18 protein-coding genes and 1 tRNA gene are annotated in these 20,567 nt (G+C 41.7%); 6 read left to right on the forward strand and 13 right to left on the reverse strand.

The window, feature by feature from the left end; translation table 11 throughout:
• Nucleotides 1-21 precede the first annotated feature (21 nt).
• The 7 genes from ABJF11_RS15865 to ABJF11_RS15895 all read right to left on the reverse strand — a co-directional run bounded on the left by ABJF11_RS15865 (nucleotide 22) and on the right by ABJF11_RS15895 (nucleotide 8,735).
• On the reverse strand, nucleotides 22-483 hold the full coding sequence (locus tag ABJF11_RS15865; protein ID WP_348121006.1) for a hypothetical protein: 462 nt from the start codon (nucleotides 481-483) through the stop codon (nucleotides 22-24).
• Entirely contained in the window at nucleotides 484-1,962 is a 1,479-nt protein-coding gene (locus ABJF11_RS15870) for a glycoside hydrolase family 30 protein (RefSeq protein WP_348121007.1), read from the reverse strand.
• Nucleotides 1,959-4,151, reverse strand: a complete 2,193-nt coding sequence (locus tag ABJF11_RS15875) for a glycoside hydrolase family 3 C-terminal domain-containing protein (RefSeq protein WP_348121008.1) — start codon at nucleotides 4,149-4,151, stop codon at nucleotides 1,959-1,961. Before ABJF11_RS15875 ends, ABJF11_RS15870 begins: the two co-directional genes overlap by 4 nt.
• A gap of 191 nt (nucleotides 4,152-4,342) precedes the next feature.
• Nucleotides 4,343-5,611: an adenylosuccinate synthase gene (locus ABJF11_RS15880; RefSeq protein ID WP_348121009.1), complete on the reverse strand. Its 1,269-nt coding sequence runs from the start codon at nucleotides 5,609-5,611 to the stop codon at nucleotides 4,343-4,345.
• Nucleotides 5,612-5,617: 6 nt separating this feature from the next.
• The gene (locus ABJF11_RS15885; protein WP_348121010.1) at nucleotides 5,618-5,959 is read right to left on the reverse strand and encodes an STAS domain-containing protein; all 342 of its coding nucleotides are present in this window, start codon (nucleotides 5,957-5,959) and stop codon (nucleotides 5,618-5,620) included.
• A 13-nt stretch (nucleotides 5,960-5,972) separates the two neighbouring features.
• Complete coding sequence (locus tag ABJF11_RS15890; RefSeq protein WP_348121011.1) at nucleotides 5,973-6,443, reverse strand: transcriptional repressor; 471 nt, start codon at nucleotides 6,441-6,443, stop codon at nucleotides 5,973-5,975.
• 60 nt (nucleotides 6,444-6,503) lie between these two features.
• Complete coding sequence (locus ABJF11_RS15895; RefSeq protein ID WP_348121012.1) at nucleotides 6,504-8,735, reverse strand: bifunctional (p)ppGpp synthetase/guanosine-3',5'-bis(diphosphate) 3'-pyrophosphohydrolase; 2,232 nt, start codon at nucleotides 8,733-8,735, stop codon at nucleotides 6,504-6,506.
• A 160-nt stretch (nucleotides 8,736-8,895) separates the two neighbouring features.
• Here ABJF11_RS15895 and ABJF11_RS15900 point away from each other — a divergent pair.
• The 4 genes from ABJF11_RS15900 to clpX all read left to right on the forward strand — a co-directional run bounded on the left by ABJF11_RS15900 (nucleotide 8,896) and on the right by clpX (nucleotide 12,481).
• Nucleotides 8,896-8,977, forward strand: a tRNA-Leu gene (locus ABJF11_RS15900).
• Nucleotides 8,978-9,059: 82 nt separating this feature from the next.
• Nucleotides 9,060-10,379, forward strand: coding sequence for a trigger factor (gene tig / locus ABJF11_RS15905; protein ID WP_348121013.1), 1,320 nt, complete (start codon nucleotides 9,060-9,062; stop codon nucleotides 10,377-10,379).
• A gap of 158 nt (nucleotides 10,380-10,537) precedes the next feature.
• The gene (locus tag ABJF11_RS15910; protein ID WP_348121014.1) at nucleotides 10,538-11,212 is read left to right on the forward strand and encodes an ATP-dependent Clp protease proteolytic subunit; all 675 of its coding nucleotides are present in this window, start codon (nucleotides 10,538-10,540) and stop codon (nucleotides 11,210-11,212) included.
• A gap of 36 nt (nucleotides 11,213-11,248) precedes the next feature.
• On the forward strand, nucleotides 11,249-12,481 hold the full coding sequence (gene clpX, locus ABJF11_RS15915) for an ATP-dependent Clp protease ATP-binding subunit ClpX (RefSeq protein WP_348121015.1): 1,233 nt from the start codon (nucleotides 11,249-11,251) through the stop codon (nucleotides 12,479-12,481).
• A gap of 119 nt (nucleotides 12,482-12,600) precedes the next feature.
• Here the strand turns inward: clpX and ABJF11_RS15920 are convergent, their stop codons facing one another.
• From ABJF11_RS15920 to ABJF11_RS15930, 3 genes are all read right to left on the reverse strand, one after another.
• Complete coding sequence (locus tag ABJF11_RS15920) at nucleotides 12,601-13,884, reverse strand: hypothetical protein (RefSeq protein ID WP_348121016.1); 1,284 nt, start codon at nucleotides 13,882-13,884, stop codon at nucleotides 12,601-12,603.
• Nucleotides 13,885-14,185: 301 nt separating this feature from the next.
• The gene (locus ABJF11_RS15925) at nucleotides 14,186-15,268 is read right to left on the reverse strand and encodes a hypothetical protein (RefSeq protein ID WP_348121017.1); all 1,083 of its coding nucleotides are present in this window, start codon (nucleotides 15,266-15,268) and stop codon (nucleotides 14,186-14,188) included.
• Between the two features lie 120 nt (nucleotides 15,269-15,388).
• A complete protein-coding gene (locus ABJF11_RS15930; RefSeq protein ID WP_348121019.1) occupies nucleotides 15,389-16,147 on the reverse strand; it encodes a hypothetical protein in 759 nt (252 codons plus the stop codon).
• Between the two features lie 150 nt (nucleotides 16,148-16,297).
• Between ABJF11_RS15930 and ABJF11_RS15935 the strand changes: the two genes are divergently transcribed.
• Together ABJF11_RS15935 and ABJF11_RS15940 are read left to right on the forward strand one after the other, a co-directional pair.
• Nucleotides 16,298-16,621: a helix-turn-helix transcriptional regulator gene (locus ABJF11_RS15935; RefSeq protein WP_348121020.1), complete on the forward strand. Its 324-nt coding sequence runs from the start codon at nucleotides 16,298-16,300 to the stop codon at nucleotides 16,619-16,621.
• Nucleotides 16,618-19,233, forward strand: coding sequence for an ABC transporter permease (locus ABJF11_RS15940; RefSeq protein ID WP_348121021.1), 2,616 nt, complete (start codon nucleotides 16,618-16,620; stop codon nucleotides 19,231-19,233). The genes ABJF11_RS15935 and ABJF11_RS15940 overlap by 4 nt, the downstream gene beginning before the upstream one ends.
• Before the next feature lie 4 nt (nucleotides 19,234-19,237).
• Here the strand turns inward: ABJF11_RS15940 and ABJF11_RS15945 are convergent, their stop codons facing one another.
• The 3 genes from ABJF11_RS15945 to ABJF11_RS15955 are packed head-to-tail and all read right to left on the reverse strand — an operon-like array spanning nucleotide 19,238 to nucleotide 20,562.
• Complete coding sequence (locus tag ABJF11_RS15945; RefSeq protein ID WP_348121022.1) at nucleotides 19,238-19,651, reverse strand: DUF6691 family protein; 414 nt, start codon at nucleotides 19,649-19,651, stop codon at nucleotides 19,238-19,240.
• A 9-nt stretch (nucleotides 19,652-19,660) separates the two neighbouring features.
• The gene (locus tag ABJF11_RS15950) at nucleotides 19,661-20,233 is read right to left on the reverse strand and encodes a YeeE/YedE thiosulfate transporter family protein (protein WP_348121023.1); all 573 of its coding nucleotides are present in this window, start codon (nucleotides 20,231-20,233) and stop codon (nucleotides 19,661-19,663) included.
• Between the two features lie 14 nt (nucleotides 20,234-20,247).
• A complete protein-coding gene (locus ABJF11_RS15955) occupies nucleotides 20,248-20,562 on the reverse strand; it encodes a rhodanese-like domain-containing protein (protein ID WP_348121024.1) in 315 nt (104 codons plus the stop codon).
• Nucleotides 20,563-20,567: the final 5 nt, after the last annotated feature.

The following is a 20,567-nucleotide window of genomic DNA, read 5'->3' on the forward strand; positions in this document are numbered from 1 at the left end:
TTAGCTAGTACAATCCTACTTTTAGTCCAATCTGAGATAAGTCTCTTTAATGATTCGGTCTACTCCTAGATTTTCTAGTTTCTCTCTTCCTTCCTGGACTAGCGTATCTCCTTTGAGAGTCATTTCAAACTCGAAGGTATGACCCTCCCACTGACGGGCGGTACAATACTCCAACTGCTCGACATATCGCCCGGATTCGAAGGTATATGGGCCTCCTCCAGAGACAAATCGTGCAGTGCTATCCACCCCTTTGGTCAGGTCATGTTGAAAAAATGCAAAATGATTTTCGTTGAGCATTTTTATGCCTTTCATGCTGATCGTGTAGTCTTTGAAGGTCGTGTCTACTCCGACAATGGTTTCTGCGGAGAGCAGTTGCCAAGTGCCTTCTATGGGAACGGCCTCTTCTTCTAAAGTAGGTTTGTCTTTAGGTGGCTGACAGGCAGCAATGAAGGTGATTAGTGCAAAATGTATAATATGTTTCATCTATTTGATCAGTAAAGTTTGCATGGAGTGGCCGGCAATTTCCAATGATACGGCTTCCATGTCAATGAATACTTTGTAGGTAATACTATCATCGCCGGGATTCATTACTACAGTAGCAAGCGATCCGTCTTCGTTTAGAAATGAGGTGCTAAGCAGTTGGCTACGACTGCTTGCAGTGCTTACTCTTGCGGCATTGGGTTTGATGAATTTCGAAAAGTGACCTATGTAGTAGTAAGTAGGGGTATAAACCAACTCATCAGTGCGCGTGTCAGCATGTATTGGGGCGAAACAGAAATTTCCTACATGGTTTGGCCCACCCGTATGATCTAGCAAAATATTCCAGTCGGTCCAACCTACTGTGCCTTGATTAAAGTCGTTGATCATTGATCGGCCATATCTTTCAGCATTTGGCCAGTATTGATACTTGGCTGCGTCAAATCGCTCATTGCATCCTTCGGTAAAGAGTAGGTTTTTCGTTGGGAAATTTTCATTTACAACGTCCAGATTGTTGAAGTTCGGATCTGCTCCCGTCCATGTTTCATACCAATGAAAACCAATACCCCAGGCATATTTTACCGCTTCCGGGTCACCAAATATGGTATTGGCCCGATTGGCAATCAAATCTCGGTTGTGATCCCAAACTACAATTTTTTTATCCCCCAGGCCTTCTTTTTCCATGATAGGGCCCAGATGATTTTTTAAGAAATCACGTTCCTCTTCAGCGGTATAAATGCATGATTCCCAACTCTGTGTAGCCATTGGCTCATTTTGGATGGTGATTCCCCAAATGGGCATTCCTTCCTTTTCGTAGGCTTTGATAAACTTTGTGTAGTAGGTAGCCCATGCGTCACGAAACTCTGGCAAGAGGCTTCCTCCTCGAAGCATGTTCTCTTTGCCTTTCATGAATGCTGGCGGACTCCAGGGGGAAGCGTAGAGCAAAAGCTCTCCTCCAGAGGCAGCTATAGAACGTTTGATCATTGGTATTTTGAACTCACGGTCGTGTGCGATATCGAAGGTTTTCAATTCCTTATCTCCTTCTTCGATATATGTGTAGCTGCCACTGCCGAAATCACAACTATGGATGTTGGTTCTGGCGAGTGAGTATCCTATCCCGGCTTTTTCATCATAATAGGCTGTCAACAATTCTTGTTGCTTTTCATCTGACAGCTTGGCGAAAGTCTCTGCGGAAGCATCAGTAATCGCCCCACCGATTCCCAATAGCTTTTGAAAAGTCTTCGATGGATTTACAAAAATGGAAACTTCGGTCTCCTTCGGTTGCTCAGCTGGAGCAAAGCTCGTGGATTGAGTTTTTGACAATCGAAGATCAGAATTGCTAGAAGTAGTGTACACAGTCACTTGCTTGCCAGCTGTAGTGAAGGAAGGAAGAGTTGCTGTATTTGCCTCCACTTTTGGCTGCTTTTGCTGTTGGCATGCGAACGTGCAAACAATAAAAAATACTAACGTGCTTAATTTGTTCATGATTTTGAATCCTTAGTGACAGATATTCTTAATTTCTTAACTATTTCATTTGAGGCATTTCCTACAAATATGTAATAGTCTCCGGTTTCAATTTTCCAATCGGAAATCGACTCATCATAGTAGGCCAGATCATTTACATTGATCTTTAGCTGCCCTTTGCCAACCTTCCCTGGCTGGAGCATTATTTTTTGATACCCTTTGAGCTCTTTGGTCGCGCGGCTTACGCTGGATTTTATCTTTCCGACGTAAGCTTGTACCACTTCAGCTCCTGCCAGACCTCCTAGATTTTTTACTTCATAAGTAACCAAAATCTGGTCGTCCGAAGCATAGCTTGTCTTATCAGAGGCTACCTGACTTATGCTGAAGTCCGTATAGCTCATGCCGTATCCGAAGCTAAACAGTGGCTCAATTTTCTTAGTATCATGCCATCTGTATCCAACCAGAATGTCTTCTTTGTACTGTTGATTGATGCTGTCGCCTGGATATGAAATTTTGCCGAAGGCATGCGCACCGTTGTCTTCCAAATTCTTAGGGAAGGAAAACGGTAGTTTTCCTGATGGATTGACATCCCCAGAAATCACATCGGCCAGCGCATGACCAGTCTCTGTGCCTAGATACCAGGCTTGAATTAGTCCTTTTACTTTGGGCAGCCAGGACATCTCCACAGCATTTCCACTGACCATCACTACGCCGAGTTTTTTGTTGGTCGCATATAATGCATCTATCAATTCTATTTGGCCAAATGGTAGATCAAATTGTTTTCTGTCCCCACCTTCACAATCCTGATGGTGATTTTTGTTTAATCCTCCTACAAAAAGCACAAGGTCAGCTTCGGATGCGGCTTGTACAGCGGCCTGCTGCAGTGAATCTTTATCAAATGGGGGTGGGTTCTCTCTGCCATAAGATGGGGCTCCCGAAGCGTACCCCATCGAATAAGTGATGGTCGCTTTCTTGTATCGCTCCTCAATACCTTGTAATGGGGAGATTTCAAACTGTGGTTTCAACTCGGATGAACCGCCACCTTTTGTCATCATTCGAATTGCATTTTCTCCAATCACTGCGATCTTAAGGTCAGGCTTATCTTCAATTGGAAAAAAGTCATTGTCGTTTTTGAGCAACACGATCCCTTCTTGAGCTACCTTCCGAGCTACTGCATGATGTGCAGCTGTATTTACGCTTCCCAGTGGTCTGTTGGACGCCAGGCTAGTCCTGTAGATGAGTCTCAGAATTCTTCTAACTTTATCATCCACCACCGACTCTTCAACCTCCTTTTCTTCAAGCATTTCCAAAAATGGTCCAGCCAAATAGTAGTTTTCGTAGGCATTTACTTTGGAGTACGTCAGTCCATTGGTCCCCGTACCCATTTCTATATCCAATCCATAAAGAGCAGATTCTTTGGTGTCGTGTGCTCCTCCCCAATCAGTAACCACTACACCGTCGAAACCCCAATCTTTTTTTAGAATTTGATTGAGCAACAATTCATTGTGACAACAATACTGACCTCTAAATTGGTTATAAGCACCCATGATCGACCAGGCCTTTCCCTCTTGGACTGCGGCCTTGAAAGCAGGTAGATATATTTCGTAAAGCGCACGATCGCTTACCTCCACATTAATATGGTCTCTCCATCGTTCCTGATTGTTGAGGGCGAAGTGCTTGACGCATGCAGCCACTCCATTTTTCTGAACGCCTTTGATATAGGGCACCACTAACCTTGAGGCTAGATAGGGATCCTCTCCCATATATTCGAAATTTCTACCGTTCATCGGGGTGCGATAAATATTCACTCCGGGTCCCAACAAAATATCTTTTTCTCTATACCGAGCTTCTTCTCCTACAGCCACACCATAGGCGTGAGCCAAAGAATCATTGAAGGTGGCTGCCAGGCAGGTCAGCGCGGGAAAAGCCGTAATCGAGTCGTTGGTCCAGCCGGCGTAGGCCCAACTATCCCAGCTTATTTCTGCTCTCACGCCATGTGGGCCATCAGACATCCACACTTCTGGGATTCCCAATCTGGGTACCCCGGGTGAGCTAAATTTGCTCTGCGCATGACACATAGCTACTTTCTCCTTGAGGGTGAGCAATGGTAGTATACTGTCAATTTTAGCTTCTATTTCCTGAGAGTTGTACTGCGCTATGGCGGCCAAGCTTCCCAACCATGTAAATGATATAAGGAGGATTTTTTTCATCTATGATTTTCTATTTTGAAACAATACATCGAAGATAGAAAAGATGGACCTTGGGGTAGGACTACCAATGTTTCAAAAGAGGAGGGTGTATTTTACAATTGGCTCAATTTGGTGAGCTAAGTACAATTTAAGCATAAAAAAACCGAATGAGATTTCCCATTCGGTTCTTGATATTCTAGAGTAAAGCAATCTTATTTCAACAAAGTCTGCTTTCTGTCTGGGCCTACAGATACAATGTCTATTGTTAATCCCACTTGCTCTTCGATAAATTCAACGTATGTTTTTACTGCTTGAGGCAAATCGTTATATTCAGCCACCTCGGTGAGATCTTCTGACCATCCCTCAAAGTTTTCGTAGACTGGAGTGACTCCCTGATCGTTCAGGTCAAAAGGCATCTCATCGGTAAGCTTTCCATTCTCGTCTTTGTAGGCTGTACATACCTGAATGGTATCGAATCCCGACAGCACGTCCGCTTTCATCATGTACAATCTAGTAGCTCCATTGACCATAATTGCGTATTTCAACGCAGGTAGGTCCAGCCATCCACATCTTCTAGGACGGCCTGTAGTGGCACCAAACTCACCGCCATTTTTTCTAATCAGTTCACCAGTTGCATCATGGAGCTCTGTTGGAAATGGGCCACTTCCAACCCTTGTACAGTAGGCCTTAAATACTCCAAAAACTTCACCGATTTTATTAACTGCCACACCTAAGCCAGTGCAAGCTGCAGCTGTTGTTGTATTAGAGCTGGTCACAAACGGGTAGCTTCCAAAGTCGATGTCGAGCAATGATCCTTGTGCTCCCTCTGCCAGAATCGATTTACCATCTGCGAGCCTGTGATTCAAGTGATATTCGCTGTCTATCATTTGGAAGGACTTCAAAAAGTCTATGCCTTCGTGAAACGCAGTTTCCAATTCGCTCAGGTCAAATTCAAAGTCGTATCTGGAGAGGATATCCAAATGTCGCTGGCGAAGTGCTTTGTATTTCGTAGTGAAATCTTTGCTCAGGATATCTCCTACTCTGAGTCCTACGCGAGAAATCTTGTCTTCATAGGTTGGGCCGATACCTTTCAAGGTAGAGCCAATTTTCTTGTCTCCTTTGGCATGCTCGTAAGCACCGTCGAGAATTCTATGTGTGGGTAGGATGAGCTGCGCTTTTTTAGAAATCAGAAGTCTGCTCTTATCATAATTTTCAAAGTGTTCCAGCGCTAAGATTTCCTTCTTGAAAATTGCTGGATCCAGCACCACGCCGTTGCCGATTACATTCTCTGCTCCTTTGTGGAAGATACCAGAAGGTATTTGATGCAAGACATGTTTGGTGTCCCCAAATTTCAGCGTATGGCCTGCGTTTGGGCCACCTTGAAATCTTGCAATTACATCGTATTTTGGTGTGAGAAAATCTACTATTTTACCTTTTCCTTCATCTCCCCATTGAAGTCCAAGCAATACATCTACAGACATTTGGTTTTATTTATTAAGTTCTTCTTTTGCTTCAGCTATGGTATCTACAATGGAAAAGATCACATTGAGTTTAGTGATTACCAATAGTTTTTTTACATGTTCGGATGGGTTTACTATGATCACTTCTCCCCCTTTGTTTCTAAACTTAGTGAGAATAGTAATCAGGACGCCTATGCCGCTACTGTTGATGTATCTCACATCTGAGATATCAACAGCGCATTTCACGATGTTGTTGCTTAATGTATCATTGACGGATTCAATAATTTCCGGGCCATTTTCTTCACCTATAAGGTCGCCATGGAAGTTAATGAACACTATCTCACCTTCGTGACTGATTTTATAATTCATAGGGTAGCAAATTTTACTGTTTATTCGTTTTTTCTTTAGCAAAGAAATACAATGAATGATTAGTGATTTCGATGTCAAACATATCCTCTAAGGTCTGTTTGATATTTTGAATTCTGGGATCGCAGAACTCAAGTACCTTTCCGCTGTCCGACATCAAAATATGATCGTGCTGTCTAAAGCCATAGGACTTCTCATACTGCGCTAGGTTCTGTCCGAACTGATGTCTGGTCACTAGATTACATTCCACCAGTAGGTCAAGAGAATTGTAAACGGTAGCACGACTCACACGATAATTTTTATTCTTCATGCTGATGTAGAGAGTCTCCACATCGAAATGACCCGATTTGCTATAAATCTCCTCCAAAATAGCGTATCGTTCTGGAGTTTTGCGAAGGGACTTGGACTCCAAAAACTTGGTAAAAATATTTTTTACCTCTTCGTATATTTTAGTCTTAGGATCGATATGATGTTTGATTTCGCTCAATACTTGGAAATTATAGAATACCGTTGTTTTTCCGCCGGCAAATATAGCCTATTAAACCTATTATTTATCATATAAATCAAAGCGACTCACACTTTCTATACCTTCGACTTTCCCCAATTTTTCCAGCATGGTATTTAGGTGTACGGTATCATCGACATAAACGGATATGTTACCTTCAAAAATTCCATGATCGGTATCTATAGTAAGGGATCTCATATTCACCTTGAGGTCAGTAGAAATAATGGATGTGATATCATTCACCATTCCGATTCTATCGGTGCCGATCACACGAATACCAGCAAGAAAAGCAATCTGCTGCTGTGAAGTCCATTTGGCCTTCATAATTCTATAGCCATAGTTGGACATCAGTTCTGTAGCATTGGGACAAGAGGTGCGATGAATTTTGATCCCTTCGCTCACTGTTACAAATCCAAACACGTCGTCTCCAGGAATTGGCTTACAGCAGTTGGCAAATTTGTAATCTACAACATCCATGTCCTCTCCGATCAACAGCATATCGGAGGTACCCGTATCGTGCACCTTTCTGATGGTCTTCTTTACTTCTTCGGCACTCGTATGTGTATTTTTAGGTTTTTTGGCAACTTCTTTTTTGACTTCGTTGATCTTTTTGATGTCCTTAGAATCAATCTTGCCAATACCTACCTCAAAGAAAAAGTCTAACGGGCTTTTAGACCCAAAATAGGCAACCAGCCTATTGATTGTATCATTGTTGAGACTCAACTTGATCTGTTTCAGCTTTCTTATTACAATTTCTTTTCCTTCAATAGCCGCTTTCTTTTTCTCTTCTTTGAGATAGTCCTTGATGCCAGATTTGGCTTTAGAGCTCACAACAAACCTTAGCCAGTCCTCCTTCGGTTTCTGTTTCGATGAGGTGAGTATTTCTACCTGATCTCCATTTTTCAACTTGGTATTGATAGGTACCAGCTTGTGGTTGATTTTAGCTCCGATACATGTAGCACCTACTTCGGAGTGCACGTCGAATGCAAAATCCAGCGCGGTAGATCCATTGGGTAGTGTGATAAGTTTTCCCATGGGAGTAAAAGCATAGACTTCCTCCATGAAAAGATTGGATCGGAAATCATCCACAAATTCTATGGCCGATATATCATTTTGTTCTAACGACTCACGCACCCTTCCGATCCATGCATCCAGAGCTGATTCATTCTCTTTAGCTGATCCATCTTTATATTTCCAGTGGGCAGCATATCCCTTTTCGGCAATATCGTCCATTCTGCGGGTTCGAATCTGAACCTCAACCCACTGCCCTTTTTTAGTCATGACGGTGGTGTGCAGAGATTCGTAGCCGTTGGCTTTAGGAATACTCACCCAATCTCTCAGTCGATCAGGATTGGGCTGATAGAAATCCGTGACGATAGAGTAGACGTGCCAGCAGGCAGCTTTCTCTTTGTCCAAATCGGTATCTATAATTATTCTAATGGCGAACAGGTCATAGACTTCCTCATAAGGAATGTCCTGCTTTTTCATTTTTTGGGCAATTGAATAGATAGATTTCGTACGTCCTTTAATCTCTACCTGATAACCTTGCTCTGTAACCGTTTTTTGTATCGGCCGGACAAAATTTCTGATAAATTTATTTCTGTCGTCTTTGGACTGTTCTATTTTTTCAGCAATGGCTCGATAATCATCGGCCTCACGGTATTTCATCGAGAGATCTTCCAGCTCAGTTTTGATGGCATATAATCCAAGTCGATGAGCGAGCGGTGCATACAAGTAAAAGGTCTCTGAAGCGATTTTTAGCTGCTTATGTCTAGGCATACTTTCGAGCGTACGCATGTTGTGCAATCGATCAGCCAGTTTGATCAAAATCACCCGTGTATCATTCGAAAGCGTAAGTAGCATTTTTCGGAAGTTTTCCGCCTGCTCAGATACACTTTCCCCAGGCACTCCGGATATCTTAGTGAGGCCATCGATGATTCGCATGATCTTAGGACCAAATTCGCGTTTGATATCGCTGAGCTCCCAGTCCGTATCCTCTACTACATCATGAAGTAGTGCTGAGATAATCGAGGTAGTACCCAATCCTATTTCATGGACGCATATATCTGCTACTTCCAGGGGATGATAGATATAAGGCTCTCCGGATTTTCTACGCATATTCTTATGCGCCTCTACAGAAATATAAAAGGCTTTCTTGATTTCCTTCGCATCATTGTCCTGAAGAAAGGGCTTAGCATGACGAAGTAGCTTTCTATAGCGCCTAATGATCTCTTTCTTCTCCTCCTCTTCGTCAATCATCACCTGCGTATCCATCCTATAATTTTGGTTTGAAAACTGATTAATTTCTAAAGGCAAATTTAAACGCTCCCAAGTTCAAATTTCTAACCTTAAAAAAACAAAAAAATATTTTACAGTCACTGTTTGCCTAATCCAATTATCTACTTACCTTTGCACTTCCAAAAATTTCACGCATGCGGATGTGGCGAAATTGGTAGACGCACTAGACTTAGGATCTAGCGCCGCGAGGCATGGGGGTTCGAGTCCCTCCATCCGCACAAATAATCACCCTCTTTCCTGTAATTACTCAGGCTAGAGGGTTTTTAATTTTTTGAATTCATACCATAAAAGACTACAATTTTGGACATTCAATTAGATCAAAAAACGAAAACAGAGGCTCTTATTAAAATTAATTTAAAGGAGGCTGATTATCAACCCAAAGTTGAAGAAAAACTAAAAGAGTACAGTAAAAAAGCACAGATCAAAGGGTTCAGGCCTGGTAAGGTTCCTCAAAGTCTGGTGAACAAAATGTACGGAAAATCCATACTAGTGGAAGAGATCAATCACATGGTTTCACAAAAGGTAATGGATTACATAAAGGAAAACGATATCCAAATTCTTGGCGATCCACTGCCTAATGCTGAAAAGGCAACTTCACTGGATTGGGAAAACGCAAAGGAATTTGATTTTGAATATGAAATCGGAATCGTACCTGAATTTGATCTAAAGGTGGATAGTAAAGTGAAGGTGGAGACCTATTCTATCAAAATAGATGACAAACTACTCTCTGAGACTGTAGAAAATCTTCAAAAGCAATTCGGAGAGATGACCAATCCTGAAGTATCTGAGACTGGTGATTCTTTATTTGGAAATATTCTGGTAGATGGAAACGAAGAAAATGCAGGAAGCCTGCTTGACCTCAATGAGGTTGAGAAAAAAGCTCAAAAGGATTTTATCGGTAAAAAAGCAGGTGACATCATCGAATTTGACCCTACCAAGGCAGTCAAAAATGAAGACTATAGAAAGACTTTTTTAGGTGAAGGCAATCAAGACCTAAAAGGCAAGATCAAATTCGAAGTAAAGAATGTGAATCGAACAATTCCTGCCGAAATAAATCAGGAGTTGTTTGACAAAACCTTTGGAAAGGATGCAGTGAAAACTGAAGAAGAGTTTAAAGAAAAAATAAAATCTTCTATTGGTGAGAACTATCAAAAGGAAACTGAAGGTTACACTGATTTGAAAATCAGAGACAAATTCATTGAGAAAACAAAAATGGTTTTGCCTGACACCTTCCTGAAGAAGTGGTTGGAGATGTCGAATAAAAACGAGCTCACCAAAGAGCAAATCGACCAGGACTATCCACTATATGCCAATGACCTGAAGTGGTCATTGATTAAAAATAAAATCTCTAAAGATAACGAGATCAAAACTGAGCATGAAGAGGTGGTAAATGAAGCCAAAAACATGATCAGAGTTCAATTTGGATCTATGGGTATGTCTGATGCTATGGAGCAAAATATCGATTCATTTGCTGACAACTATCTGAAAGGTGAAGAAGGTCAAAACTATATGAAGCTTAGTGAAAAGGTATTCAACGATAAGGTAATGGCTTTTGTCAAAAACAATATCACGATCAAGACTAAAGAAGTCTCTGTAGAAGAATACAAAGAGAAAGCATAAAACGAGCAAAAGAATTAGACCTCAAAAGGTACGGCCGAGAGCCTAAATCTTTTGTGCCAGAGTATAAACCTTTACTTTCGCTCACCGTCTTTAACAGGAGTCCTTTGAATTAAGGACTTTTTTTGTTTTTTTGTACCCGTATATAAGACCAAATAGAAATGGATAAAAAAGAATTCAGAGATTTTGCCGTAAAAGGCCAGAATATAAATGGAAACACTTTCGATCAATACACAGGCCATATTGAGAATATGACTCGGTCGGTGATTGAAGAAAGACCCACCAGATTTGCAGAAATTGACGTTTTCTCCAGATTGATCATGGATAGGATTATTTTCCTTGGCATGGGAGTGGATGACAATATTGCCAATATCATCACAGCTCAGTTGTTGTTTCTGGAGTCTGTAGATGCTAAAAAAGATATTTTACTTTACGTGAATAGCCCTGGAGGATCAGTATATGCAGGATTGGGTATTTATGACACGATGCACTATGTAAACCCAGATGTAAACACTATTTGTACTGGATTAGCTGCGTCTATGGGTGCTGTGCTGCTCGCAGGCGGTGCCGCCGGCAAAAGAGCTGCTCTTCCTCATGCCCGAATTATGATCCATCAGCCTATGGCAGGCATGCAAGGGCAGGCATCTGACATGGAGATTTCATTGAAACAAACACTTTCTGTAAAGAAAGACTTGTACGAGATCCTCTCCAAACATAGTGGCAAATCTTACGACCAAATCGAAAAGGATTCCGACCGCGATTATTGGATGAAAGCATCGGAGGCCAAGAAATATGGGCTAATCGATGAAGTTCTCGAACGAAAAGCTACCGATTAATCGTTATCTTTGAGAAATTTTGAAAATTAATTTATTATGGCCCAGGTAACCTGTTCATTTTGCGGAAGGAATAAGAAGGATGTTGATTTGATGATATCAGGGATACATGCTCACATTTGTGATAAGTGTATTGCTCAGGCTAATCAAATTCTAAGCGAAGAGTCTAATACCAAAAATAGCCTTGATGCGCCTAATTTCAATTTGATTAAACCGATCGAAATGAAGGAGCATCTTGACCAATTTGTAATTGGTCAGGATGAAGCAAAACGTGTCATTTCGGTAGCCGTGTACAACCACTACAAAAGACTTTCACAGCCTACTGATGAGGATGAGGTTACGATAGAAAAGTCCAATATAATTATGGTGGGTGAAACCGGTACAGGTAAGACTTACCTTGCACGCTCACTCGCCAAAATCCTCCAAGTACCTTTTTGCATAGCTGATGCGACCGTACTTACAGAAGCCGGTTATGTGGGAGAAGATGTGGAAAGTATTTTGACGCGTTTGCTACAATCTGCAGACTATGATGTAGAATCTGCAGAGCGAGGCATTGTATATATCGATGAGCTAGACAAGATTTCGAGAAAGTCAGACAATCCATCGATCACCAGAGATGTAAGTGGAGAAGGAGTTCAGCAGGCACTGCTAAAGTTGCTGGAGGGAACCTCAGTCAATGTACCCCCGCAAGGTGGCAGAAAACACCCCGATCAGAAAATGATTTCTGTGAATACAGAGAATATTCTCTTTATATGTGGTGGAGCTTTTGACGGGATCAGCCGCAACATTGCCAATCGACTAAATACTCGTCCTTTGGGATTTAACTCGAAGAAGTCTGACACCTACGGTGAGCTAAATAAAGAAAATTTACTTCAATACATCACAGCTCAGGACCTCAAGAGTTTTGGTTTGATACCAGAGCTGATTGGTCGTGTACCAGTATTGACTCACCTCAACCCACTCGACGGCAAGGCGCTAAGCAAGATTTTGACCCAACCAAAAAATGCCTTGGTAAAGCAGTATACCAAGCTATTTGATATGGAAGGCATTGAGGTAGAGTTTAAAAAAGGAGCTTTGGATTACATCGTAGAAAAAGCACTTGAATTTAAGCTGGGTGCTCGTGGTCTACGTTCTATTTGTGAGGCCATCATCAATGATGCCATGTTCGAATTGCCCTCACAGAGTGAAGTCAAAAAACTTGTTGTAAGCAAAGCTTACGCTGAAGAGAAGTTTGAGAAGTCGAAAATAAACAAGCTTAGAGTAGCAGGATAATTTCATTCGCTTAGTTTAAGGCAGATATTAAGCCTATCAAGCTTAGATCACTTTATATAAAAACAAAAAGGGCCAATATCTTAACAGATGTTGGCCCTTTTTTAATTCAATTGCTGCGACTATTCAGTAATAACCACACCCAATTGTGAGATAATGGTACTTTCGTTTCCAGCTGCATCTACTGCTATAAAATAGAAGTCATACTCACCCGGTTCTACAACCATTATTTTGTCCCCAGACCCGCCACTGGCAAAATCAGCCATGGAGGTTGGTTCATCTGTGTCAGCCGCTACCATCAACCACTGCCCTTCGGTAGTGATGGACACCGATTGAGTATCGGATAATACGGCAACAGATCCAGAAGCTGTAGGCGCTGTATTGTCTATTTCCATAGTGGCGTCAGCAAGAGTCGAGCAGGTATTGCCACCCAAATCAACAATATCTCCAATGGATACAGTCAATGTACCATCTCCAGTCCCATCAGTCACAAATTTTGATGTCCACACCATAGGGTCATGTGTTTCCCACAACGTGTCTGTAGCTGAGGTAATACCTCCTCCTGAAATATCAAAAAAGACTAAGGTATCCTGGTCTGATGACAGTACTGCTCTCATCGCTTCATTGAAGGTGACCGTAATGGTCACTTCAGTATCATCATTGGCCGCAGTGGTCGAAAGCTCTATTTTTCCAATTGGTCTTACATTGTCTACCATAGGCAATTTGATATAGAAATCTTCTACTTCGTCACCGCCATGGGTCTCATCGATTTTTACTGAAGTCAATTTGGCCTCCGGTTGCCCGTTTCCGGCACCTGCTTTATAGATCGCATAATACTCAGATTCACTGCTCTTATATGATTTCAGTGCAGAAAGTGTCTCTCCAGCCGAATTGAATGGAGCTATTGCTTTATGATCGTCATCAGTAAAAAAGCCAGAAGTATCCTGGACATTAAGACCATTTAGGATCAATTTTGGCACAGTAGCCAATGCGGCACTAAAGGAAAGAAAAACGGTATCCTGGGTAGCATTATGCAGTATACCTGACCCGGCGTAAGTGGCAGTTATTTCTGAGGCATCCGAACTATTCACTGTCACATCGAGGTAGCCATTTTTGGACCCGTCTGTCACCTCAATTCTCACCACTCCACTCATTTTAAATTTAACCTCTACCTCTTTATCAGTAGTAGATATGATCTCGGCGAGATCATCGTCGTTCACTGTCCATTCAAAATTTCCATCATGATTGCCCAATGAATACACACCTGAATCACCTGGATCAACGGCCTGCTGACCTTGAATATAATATCTGGTAAAGGAGGTACTTTCATCATCATCACACGAATATATAGACAAACAAACGATGATTAAACCAATGAAAAAATTGGTGTTTTTAATGATTTTCATAATTCTTAGTTTATTAATAGTGATTATTACACCAGAACACGATCGTGTCTTAGCTGTTCTCAAAAGCTTCGGCAAGTTTACTTCACGTAAAGACCAGTAATAGGACATATTGGTGCTATCAATTGGCTACTAAGTCGGAGACTAGTTGCCTGTCTTATTGTAAATACAACAAGATATGGAGCAGACATTAATCACACGTGCATGATCAAATCAGATGCCCGGTGGTTGTAGATACTAATCGACTCGTAGAGAATTATGGGTTAGAGGTATATAAGAGAATTAGATTTTAAAGACGTTGCTGCTATTCGTCGCCCATATCGCTGGCGTATTTATCATCAAAGGTTTGACCCAGGGCAGCGCCATAGATTTCGAAGAACCAGCTGTGGTCGTATCGCATCTTACTAAATTCGTCGGATTCTTTAGCTGCGGCGTTCTCCATTGTAATATGATCCGCTCCATCAGTCATGATGATCGTGGCATAATGAAAAGGCCACTCTGCTGTGCCTGCATCTCTAGCAGTATATTCATACACATTGCCGGCGGCGATTTCGTCAGTTTCTACGCCTTGCGAACCAGCATCAAAACCGGCCACATAGCTTGCCATAGCTCGGCAGTCACTAGGCATAAGAGGCCTTTCCGAAAGTTCCTTCTGTGCTCGAAGGTAATGTTCTAATTTTGTTGCAATTTCAGATTGACTAAAATTACCGAAATGCATGAGAAATTCTAAGGCTATTTCCGATAAGTCGGCGATCATCTCTTTCATTTCTGCTCCACTTTTTGTACCAAAGAATGCCTCTCTTTCTTCCGGTGATTTTTCTTTCCATACTGGTCTTACTTCATCCTTCAATTGTTCCTCCAAATCCAAGGCGGATGGATAATGTTTTTTCTTGGCTATATCTGTAACAGTATCCGTTTCCGATTCCTCATCAAATCCTGCCAGGACCCCAGCCAATGTGCTTGCATCTTTCACCCGAGGCATCACTTTCTTTAATTCAGCCTCTCCGACCATCTTGCTAGCTCCTTGCAGAAATTCAATATCACCACCGATACCATTGGCCTGATCAAATTGCGCTGGACCTGCATAAAGTGATATTGGGTTTTCAAGCAAAATAGCACGGCCATTGGACTCTTTGCCTTGATCAGTCATGGCGTACCTCTGAATAGTTTGTTGGGATGAACTAATGAAACTATCTGCCTTTAGTTGAATTTGACCCGTATCGCGTACGTCTCGACTGCTACTAGCCAAGCCATTCAGATCATGTTGAATTGGGGAATGGCGAGATTCAAATGAATGAAGATTATCGTTATTATTCAGCTCTTTTTTAGCAGCAGCTGCTTTATAAGATGAGGTTTTGGCTGAAATATATAGGTCTTGATCTTTCATAGGTTAGGTTATACCTGAAGATATAAGAATAATTATTAAGTTCCTAAAAACTTAATTAATAACTAATTAAATCTGCAGCCAATTAATTTACAGGTCTCTGCAAATTATAGAATCTGACACTCACATTTTTTTAAGCGGATATTTTTGATTGAGGTATTTTCTTAGAAATAATGTGGTCGCATATTCATCAACCAAAACCTGAACATACTCATCAGCTTCATTTTTCTTTAGCAAGTAGTCCCATCCACTGGCATTGGCAAACTTGATATAAGTGTTAAGGATGAAATTAGTGGACAAATCATCATTTGGCCCGACCTGTCCAAGGTCTCTAAATATCTCGCCCAATATCTGATAAACCTCCTGCTTACCCGACCTATCCCATAGCAAGTTGATCGTGCGACCACGAAACTTTTCAGATACAATTCTCAATTTTATTACATTGGAATAAAATACCTTGTCAAGCTTACTGATCTCTTCATTGGCAGTGCCGTTTGTCTCCTGGCATTCAGACAATTGTTCTTCCAAGAGCACTGTATTTTGATTTAATTCATCAATATTTTTCGAAGCATTTTCTCCTTGCAAAACCAACGATTCCAAAACGATCAGTCTTTCTTCCACTGTGGCGTCATTTGGCAAACCTTCTATATTTCTAGTGAGCTTCACGAGTACTTCTTCAGTTTCACAACCGAAGTCTATTTGCTTATATGACAATAAGACCGCTGCGGCAACCTCCAATATTAGTGCACCGAAAAGGGCATTTAAATACTTGGCGCTGATCGATTTGATGACGTTGGTAATACCCAAGAACGTGATAATCGCTGTGATAGAAAATATGACGATAAACACATAAAAAATTATATTTAGCTTATCCGATTCCATGAGATTAGGTTTTGATTAGGACTCAAAGTTTAGATTCTAATCAAATATAATAGGATTGCTCTACTTCAAACTTCTATTAGAATCAATTAACCAGTGTAACCTTTTTAGGTAATTGTCGTTTTGTTTATTTGTTTTACAAATGGGTAAATAATGAAATACGCACTTGGTGAATTTGAAGAAATTGTATTACTACTTGTGGCCGCTCAGCATGATCAAGCCTATGGGCTTTCGATCACAAAAGCAATTGAAGACCAGCTAAACCGAGCTGTCACTTTGAGTAGTGTTCATACGGCGCTCTATCGCTTGGAAGATAAAGGGTTTGTCCAGTCTCAAATCGGTGGATCATCAACGTCTCGTGGCGGGAGAAGAAAAAGGCTCTTTTCCATCACCGCAACTGGAAAGTTGGCCTTAAGAGAATCTCATGATGCAAGAAATCAGCTTTGGAGTCTCATCCCAAAAATCATCATCGAATGAAAAACAACGCTCCTATTCCGCCTCCGCTGGCAGATCGAATTTTTGAATGGTACTGCAACAATGAGCTTACGGAATCAATTCAGGGGGACTTGCACGAGAAGTTTTATGACGATCTCGACAATAAAGGCTTACGCCATGCCCAGCTCCTTTATTGGCTTTCCATTTTTAGATTTATCAACAAATACACTTTAAGAAACAGACCATCTGCCACCCACTCAAACTCTATATCTATGATCGGAAACTACATCTTAATCACCTTCAGAAGTCTTAAAAAAAATCTAACATTCGCTTCTATTAATATTATAGGGCTGGCCATTGGCCTGGCCAGTTGTATTCTCATTTTCTCATACGTCAAAAAAGAGCTCACCTTTGATCAGTTTCATTCCAACAGTGAGCAGTTATATCGAGTTACCAATTGTTTCGAGCGTGCCAATAGCACCAATCACTGGGCTCGCACCCCTCCTGCTCTGGCACCAGCGATCAGAGAAAAGTTTACTGGTGTAAAAAGAACCACCCGGCTCCGATATACGGACGAACTCCTCTATTCTGTTGAGGATCGCTCCTTTTATCAAGGCAATGGATTCTATGCAGATTCTCTTTTTCTTGAAATGTTTGATTTCCCGCTGCTAGCTGGAGATAGAAGTACCGCGTTGGATGCTCCGGGCAACGTGGTGCTAACGGAGGAATTGGCCATGAAATTTTTTGGTAAGAAGAATCCAATCGGTGAATTGATTACTGTTGATAACGAAACTACTCTCAAGGTCACAGGCATCTTAGCCCCTCTTCCTACAGATTCTCATATTTCGTTTGACTTACTCATATCATTTTCTACCTACGTGGTGCCCGACGGATATCTGGCGGATCTAAATAGCTGGGGATGGGCTGGGTTTTGGACCTATGTCGAACTAGAACCCAATGCGCAATCTGAAAATCTAGAGGAACAAATCACTACACTTTACAAAGAAAATTATAAGAATAGATCGGATGTAAAGATCATTGTCAACTTGCAGCCGCTGTCCGACCTGTATTTAGGATCTGCACACTACACCAACATGGGAGAGTCTATCCAGGTCGGCAGTAAATCGTCCGTGTTTGGACTGAGTGTTATTGTCTTGCTGATTCTATTTATTGCCAGTGTCAATTTTATGAATTTGTCCACAGCTCTATCCTTGCGCAGAGCCCGAGAAGTAGGAGTTCGAAAGGTGCTGGGTGCGCTGCGATCAAAAATAAGACGGCAATTTCTTATAGAATCTATGATAGTCAGCCTGATCAGTCTGGTGCTTGCCATGACGATGATCCTTACGTTGGCACCTTTTTTCAGTGACACCTTTGGATTAGCTCTACCAGCCTCTCCTCTTATCTATCTAAAACATCTGCCGCTATTTATTCTCTGCACTCTAATAATAGGTCTTCTGGCTGGTATGTATCCATCACTGGTTCTATCTGCATTCAATCCTATCCAAGCGCTTAAGGGTAAAGTTTTCTCAATTGGATCTGGTATCTGGCTAAGAAAAGGTCTGATCATTTTTCAATTTGTCATTGCCGGTAGCTTGATTGTATCAAGCTTAGTGGTCGTTAGCCAAATGGATTTTATCAGAAACAAATCTTTGGGATTTGATCAGCAGACTTTGATTAAAATGCGGTTGGGTACAGAAGAAGGGCATTATGAGGCACTAAGAAACAAGCTCTTGAGTAACCCCAGGGTATTGAATCTCACGAGAGCGAGTCATGCGTTTGATGGATCCGCTAGCAGCGGGCCAGCCTGGCTCAAAGGAAAAACTGTCAATGATTCTCATCAGCTAGCGTATTACCAAACTGAATATGACTTTCTGGAGGTCACTGGCATCAAATTGCTGGAAGGTCGTTTTTTCTCGAGAGACTTCCCAGTCGATTCAGCTACTGCAGTAGTCCTGAACCAGTCGGCCGTTGCCAAATTAGGATTAGAAGAACCTATTGGACAAAAAATAAACTTTCATAATCGGGAGAGAACGGTCGTTGGCGTGGTTGAAGATTTTCATTTTGGATCGCTTCACACAGCCATTGGTCCGATGGGCATCGTTATGCCATTTGTCAATCTGGAGCAAATACTGGTTAGAGTTCACGGCAATGATCTGATTACGACCTTACATGCCATGGATGCTGATTGGCGTGCTATTGCAGGAGATTTGCCATTCGAGGCTGAATTTGTAGACGATGGTATTCAGGCCATGTATGTCAAAGAGGATAAAATAGCTGACCTGATTAGTACGGCCTCTACACTCGCTGTGATTTTAGCCTGCCTGGGTCTTTATGCTCTGGTAGCATTTTCGGTTCAAAACAAGCTAAAAGAAATCGGCATTAGAAAAGTACTTGGCGCGCCCATGAGCGGATTGGTTTTCCTTATGGCCAAGAACTATATGCTGCTAATCATTATATCCAATGTGATAGCCTGGCCGATCACCTACTATTTTGCTAACCAATGGCTGGATGACTTTGCCTACAGGATTGCACTAGAGCCAATAATATTTGTTGCTTCGGGAGGCTTGCTATTTTTGATCGCCATTGCCACTATCAGCTATCAGCTGATAAAAGCTTCGCTGATCAATCCGGTGATTTACCTTCGAGGTGAGTAGAAGGCTAATGTGGCAGTTTTTCTCTAAGTAGCCCGTATAGAAACGTGCCAAGCATGGCACTTGCTATGACCAATAGGAATATGGTGGCTCCATGACCAACAAGTACAAACATGGGACCGGGACATGCCCCTGTCATAGCCCAGCCTAACCCGAAAAAGGTTCCGCCGATTAGATATCTCCAAAAAACAGGATCTTTTGGTTTGATCTGTATTTTTTCATCATCACTGGATTTCATTTCAAAGCCTTTGATACCTTGTATTATGAATATTCCTATGATCACCGCCGACCCGATAATACCAAACATATGAAAGGATTGAAAATTGAACATTTCATAAATCCGATACCAGGAAATAACCTCTGATTTAGTCAATACTATACCAAATAAAATTCCCGTAAATAGATACTTTGCAAATTTCATGGCTGGTAATTAATACGTAAGTAGATATGGCAGTATCAGATGTGTCATTAAAAGCCCACCTATAAAAAAGCCAACGACGGCTACGAGTGAAGGCACTTGCAGATTGCTCAATCCGCTGATAGCATGTCCAGAGGTGCATCCTCCGGCGTATCGGGTACCAAATCCGACAAGCATTCCACCCATGATCAACATGAATGCATACTTTGGCTGAGAGAGTGCTTCCCAACCGAAAATGGATGCTGGGAGATATGATGATCCTGGGTTGTCAATACCCAGACCTTTTAGCTCTGCTATAGTAGCTTCGGAAATGTCTACGGCTTCAGATACGCTCAGCCACTCTCTGGCTATCAGCCCACCAAGTAATGCACCGATAACAAATACTAGATTCCATAGTTTTTCCTTCCAATCGAATCTGAAAAAAGAATTGACCTTACCAGCACCAGCGATAGTACAGAGGGTTCTTAAATTTCCGGAGACGCCAAAATCCTTACCAAAATAGAGCAATAGAAACATGACCGCGGCAATCATAGGACCGGCAATATACCAAGGCCAGGGTTGTTGTATAAAATGGACCAGTTCCATGCAATATTTTTATGTTAATATTCGATATCCTGAGTCCAGCCCATAATGCCTCCCTCTAGATTATAAAGCTCTCCCGAAAATCCCATTTGAGCCATTAGGCCACAAGCCTGACCACTTCGATTACCACTGCGGCAATACACGTAATAATTCTTTGATTTATCTAACCCTTCAAGTTTTTCTCTGAAGTCAGGCTGAAAAATATCCATCAGCTCACATCCGGCTATAAACCCTGAATCATATTCTTCTTGAGTCCGGACATCCAGTAAAGCAGCATTTTGGTCCGCTTCAAATTTTTCAGCAAAGGCTATTTCGTCAATATTTTGATACATCTTAT

It is taken from the genome of Reichenbachiella sp., from assembly GCF_039941815.1.
GTDB lineage: Bacteria > Bacteroidota > Bacteroidia > Cytophagales > Cyclobacteriaceae > Reichenbachiella.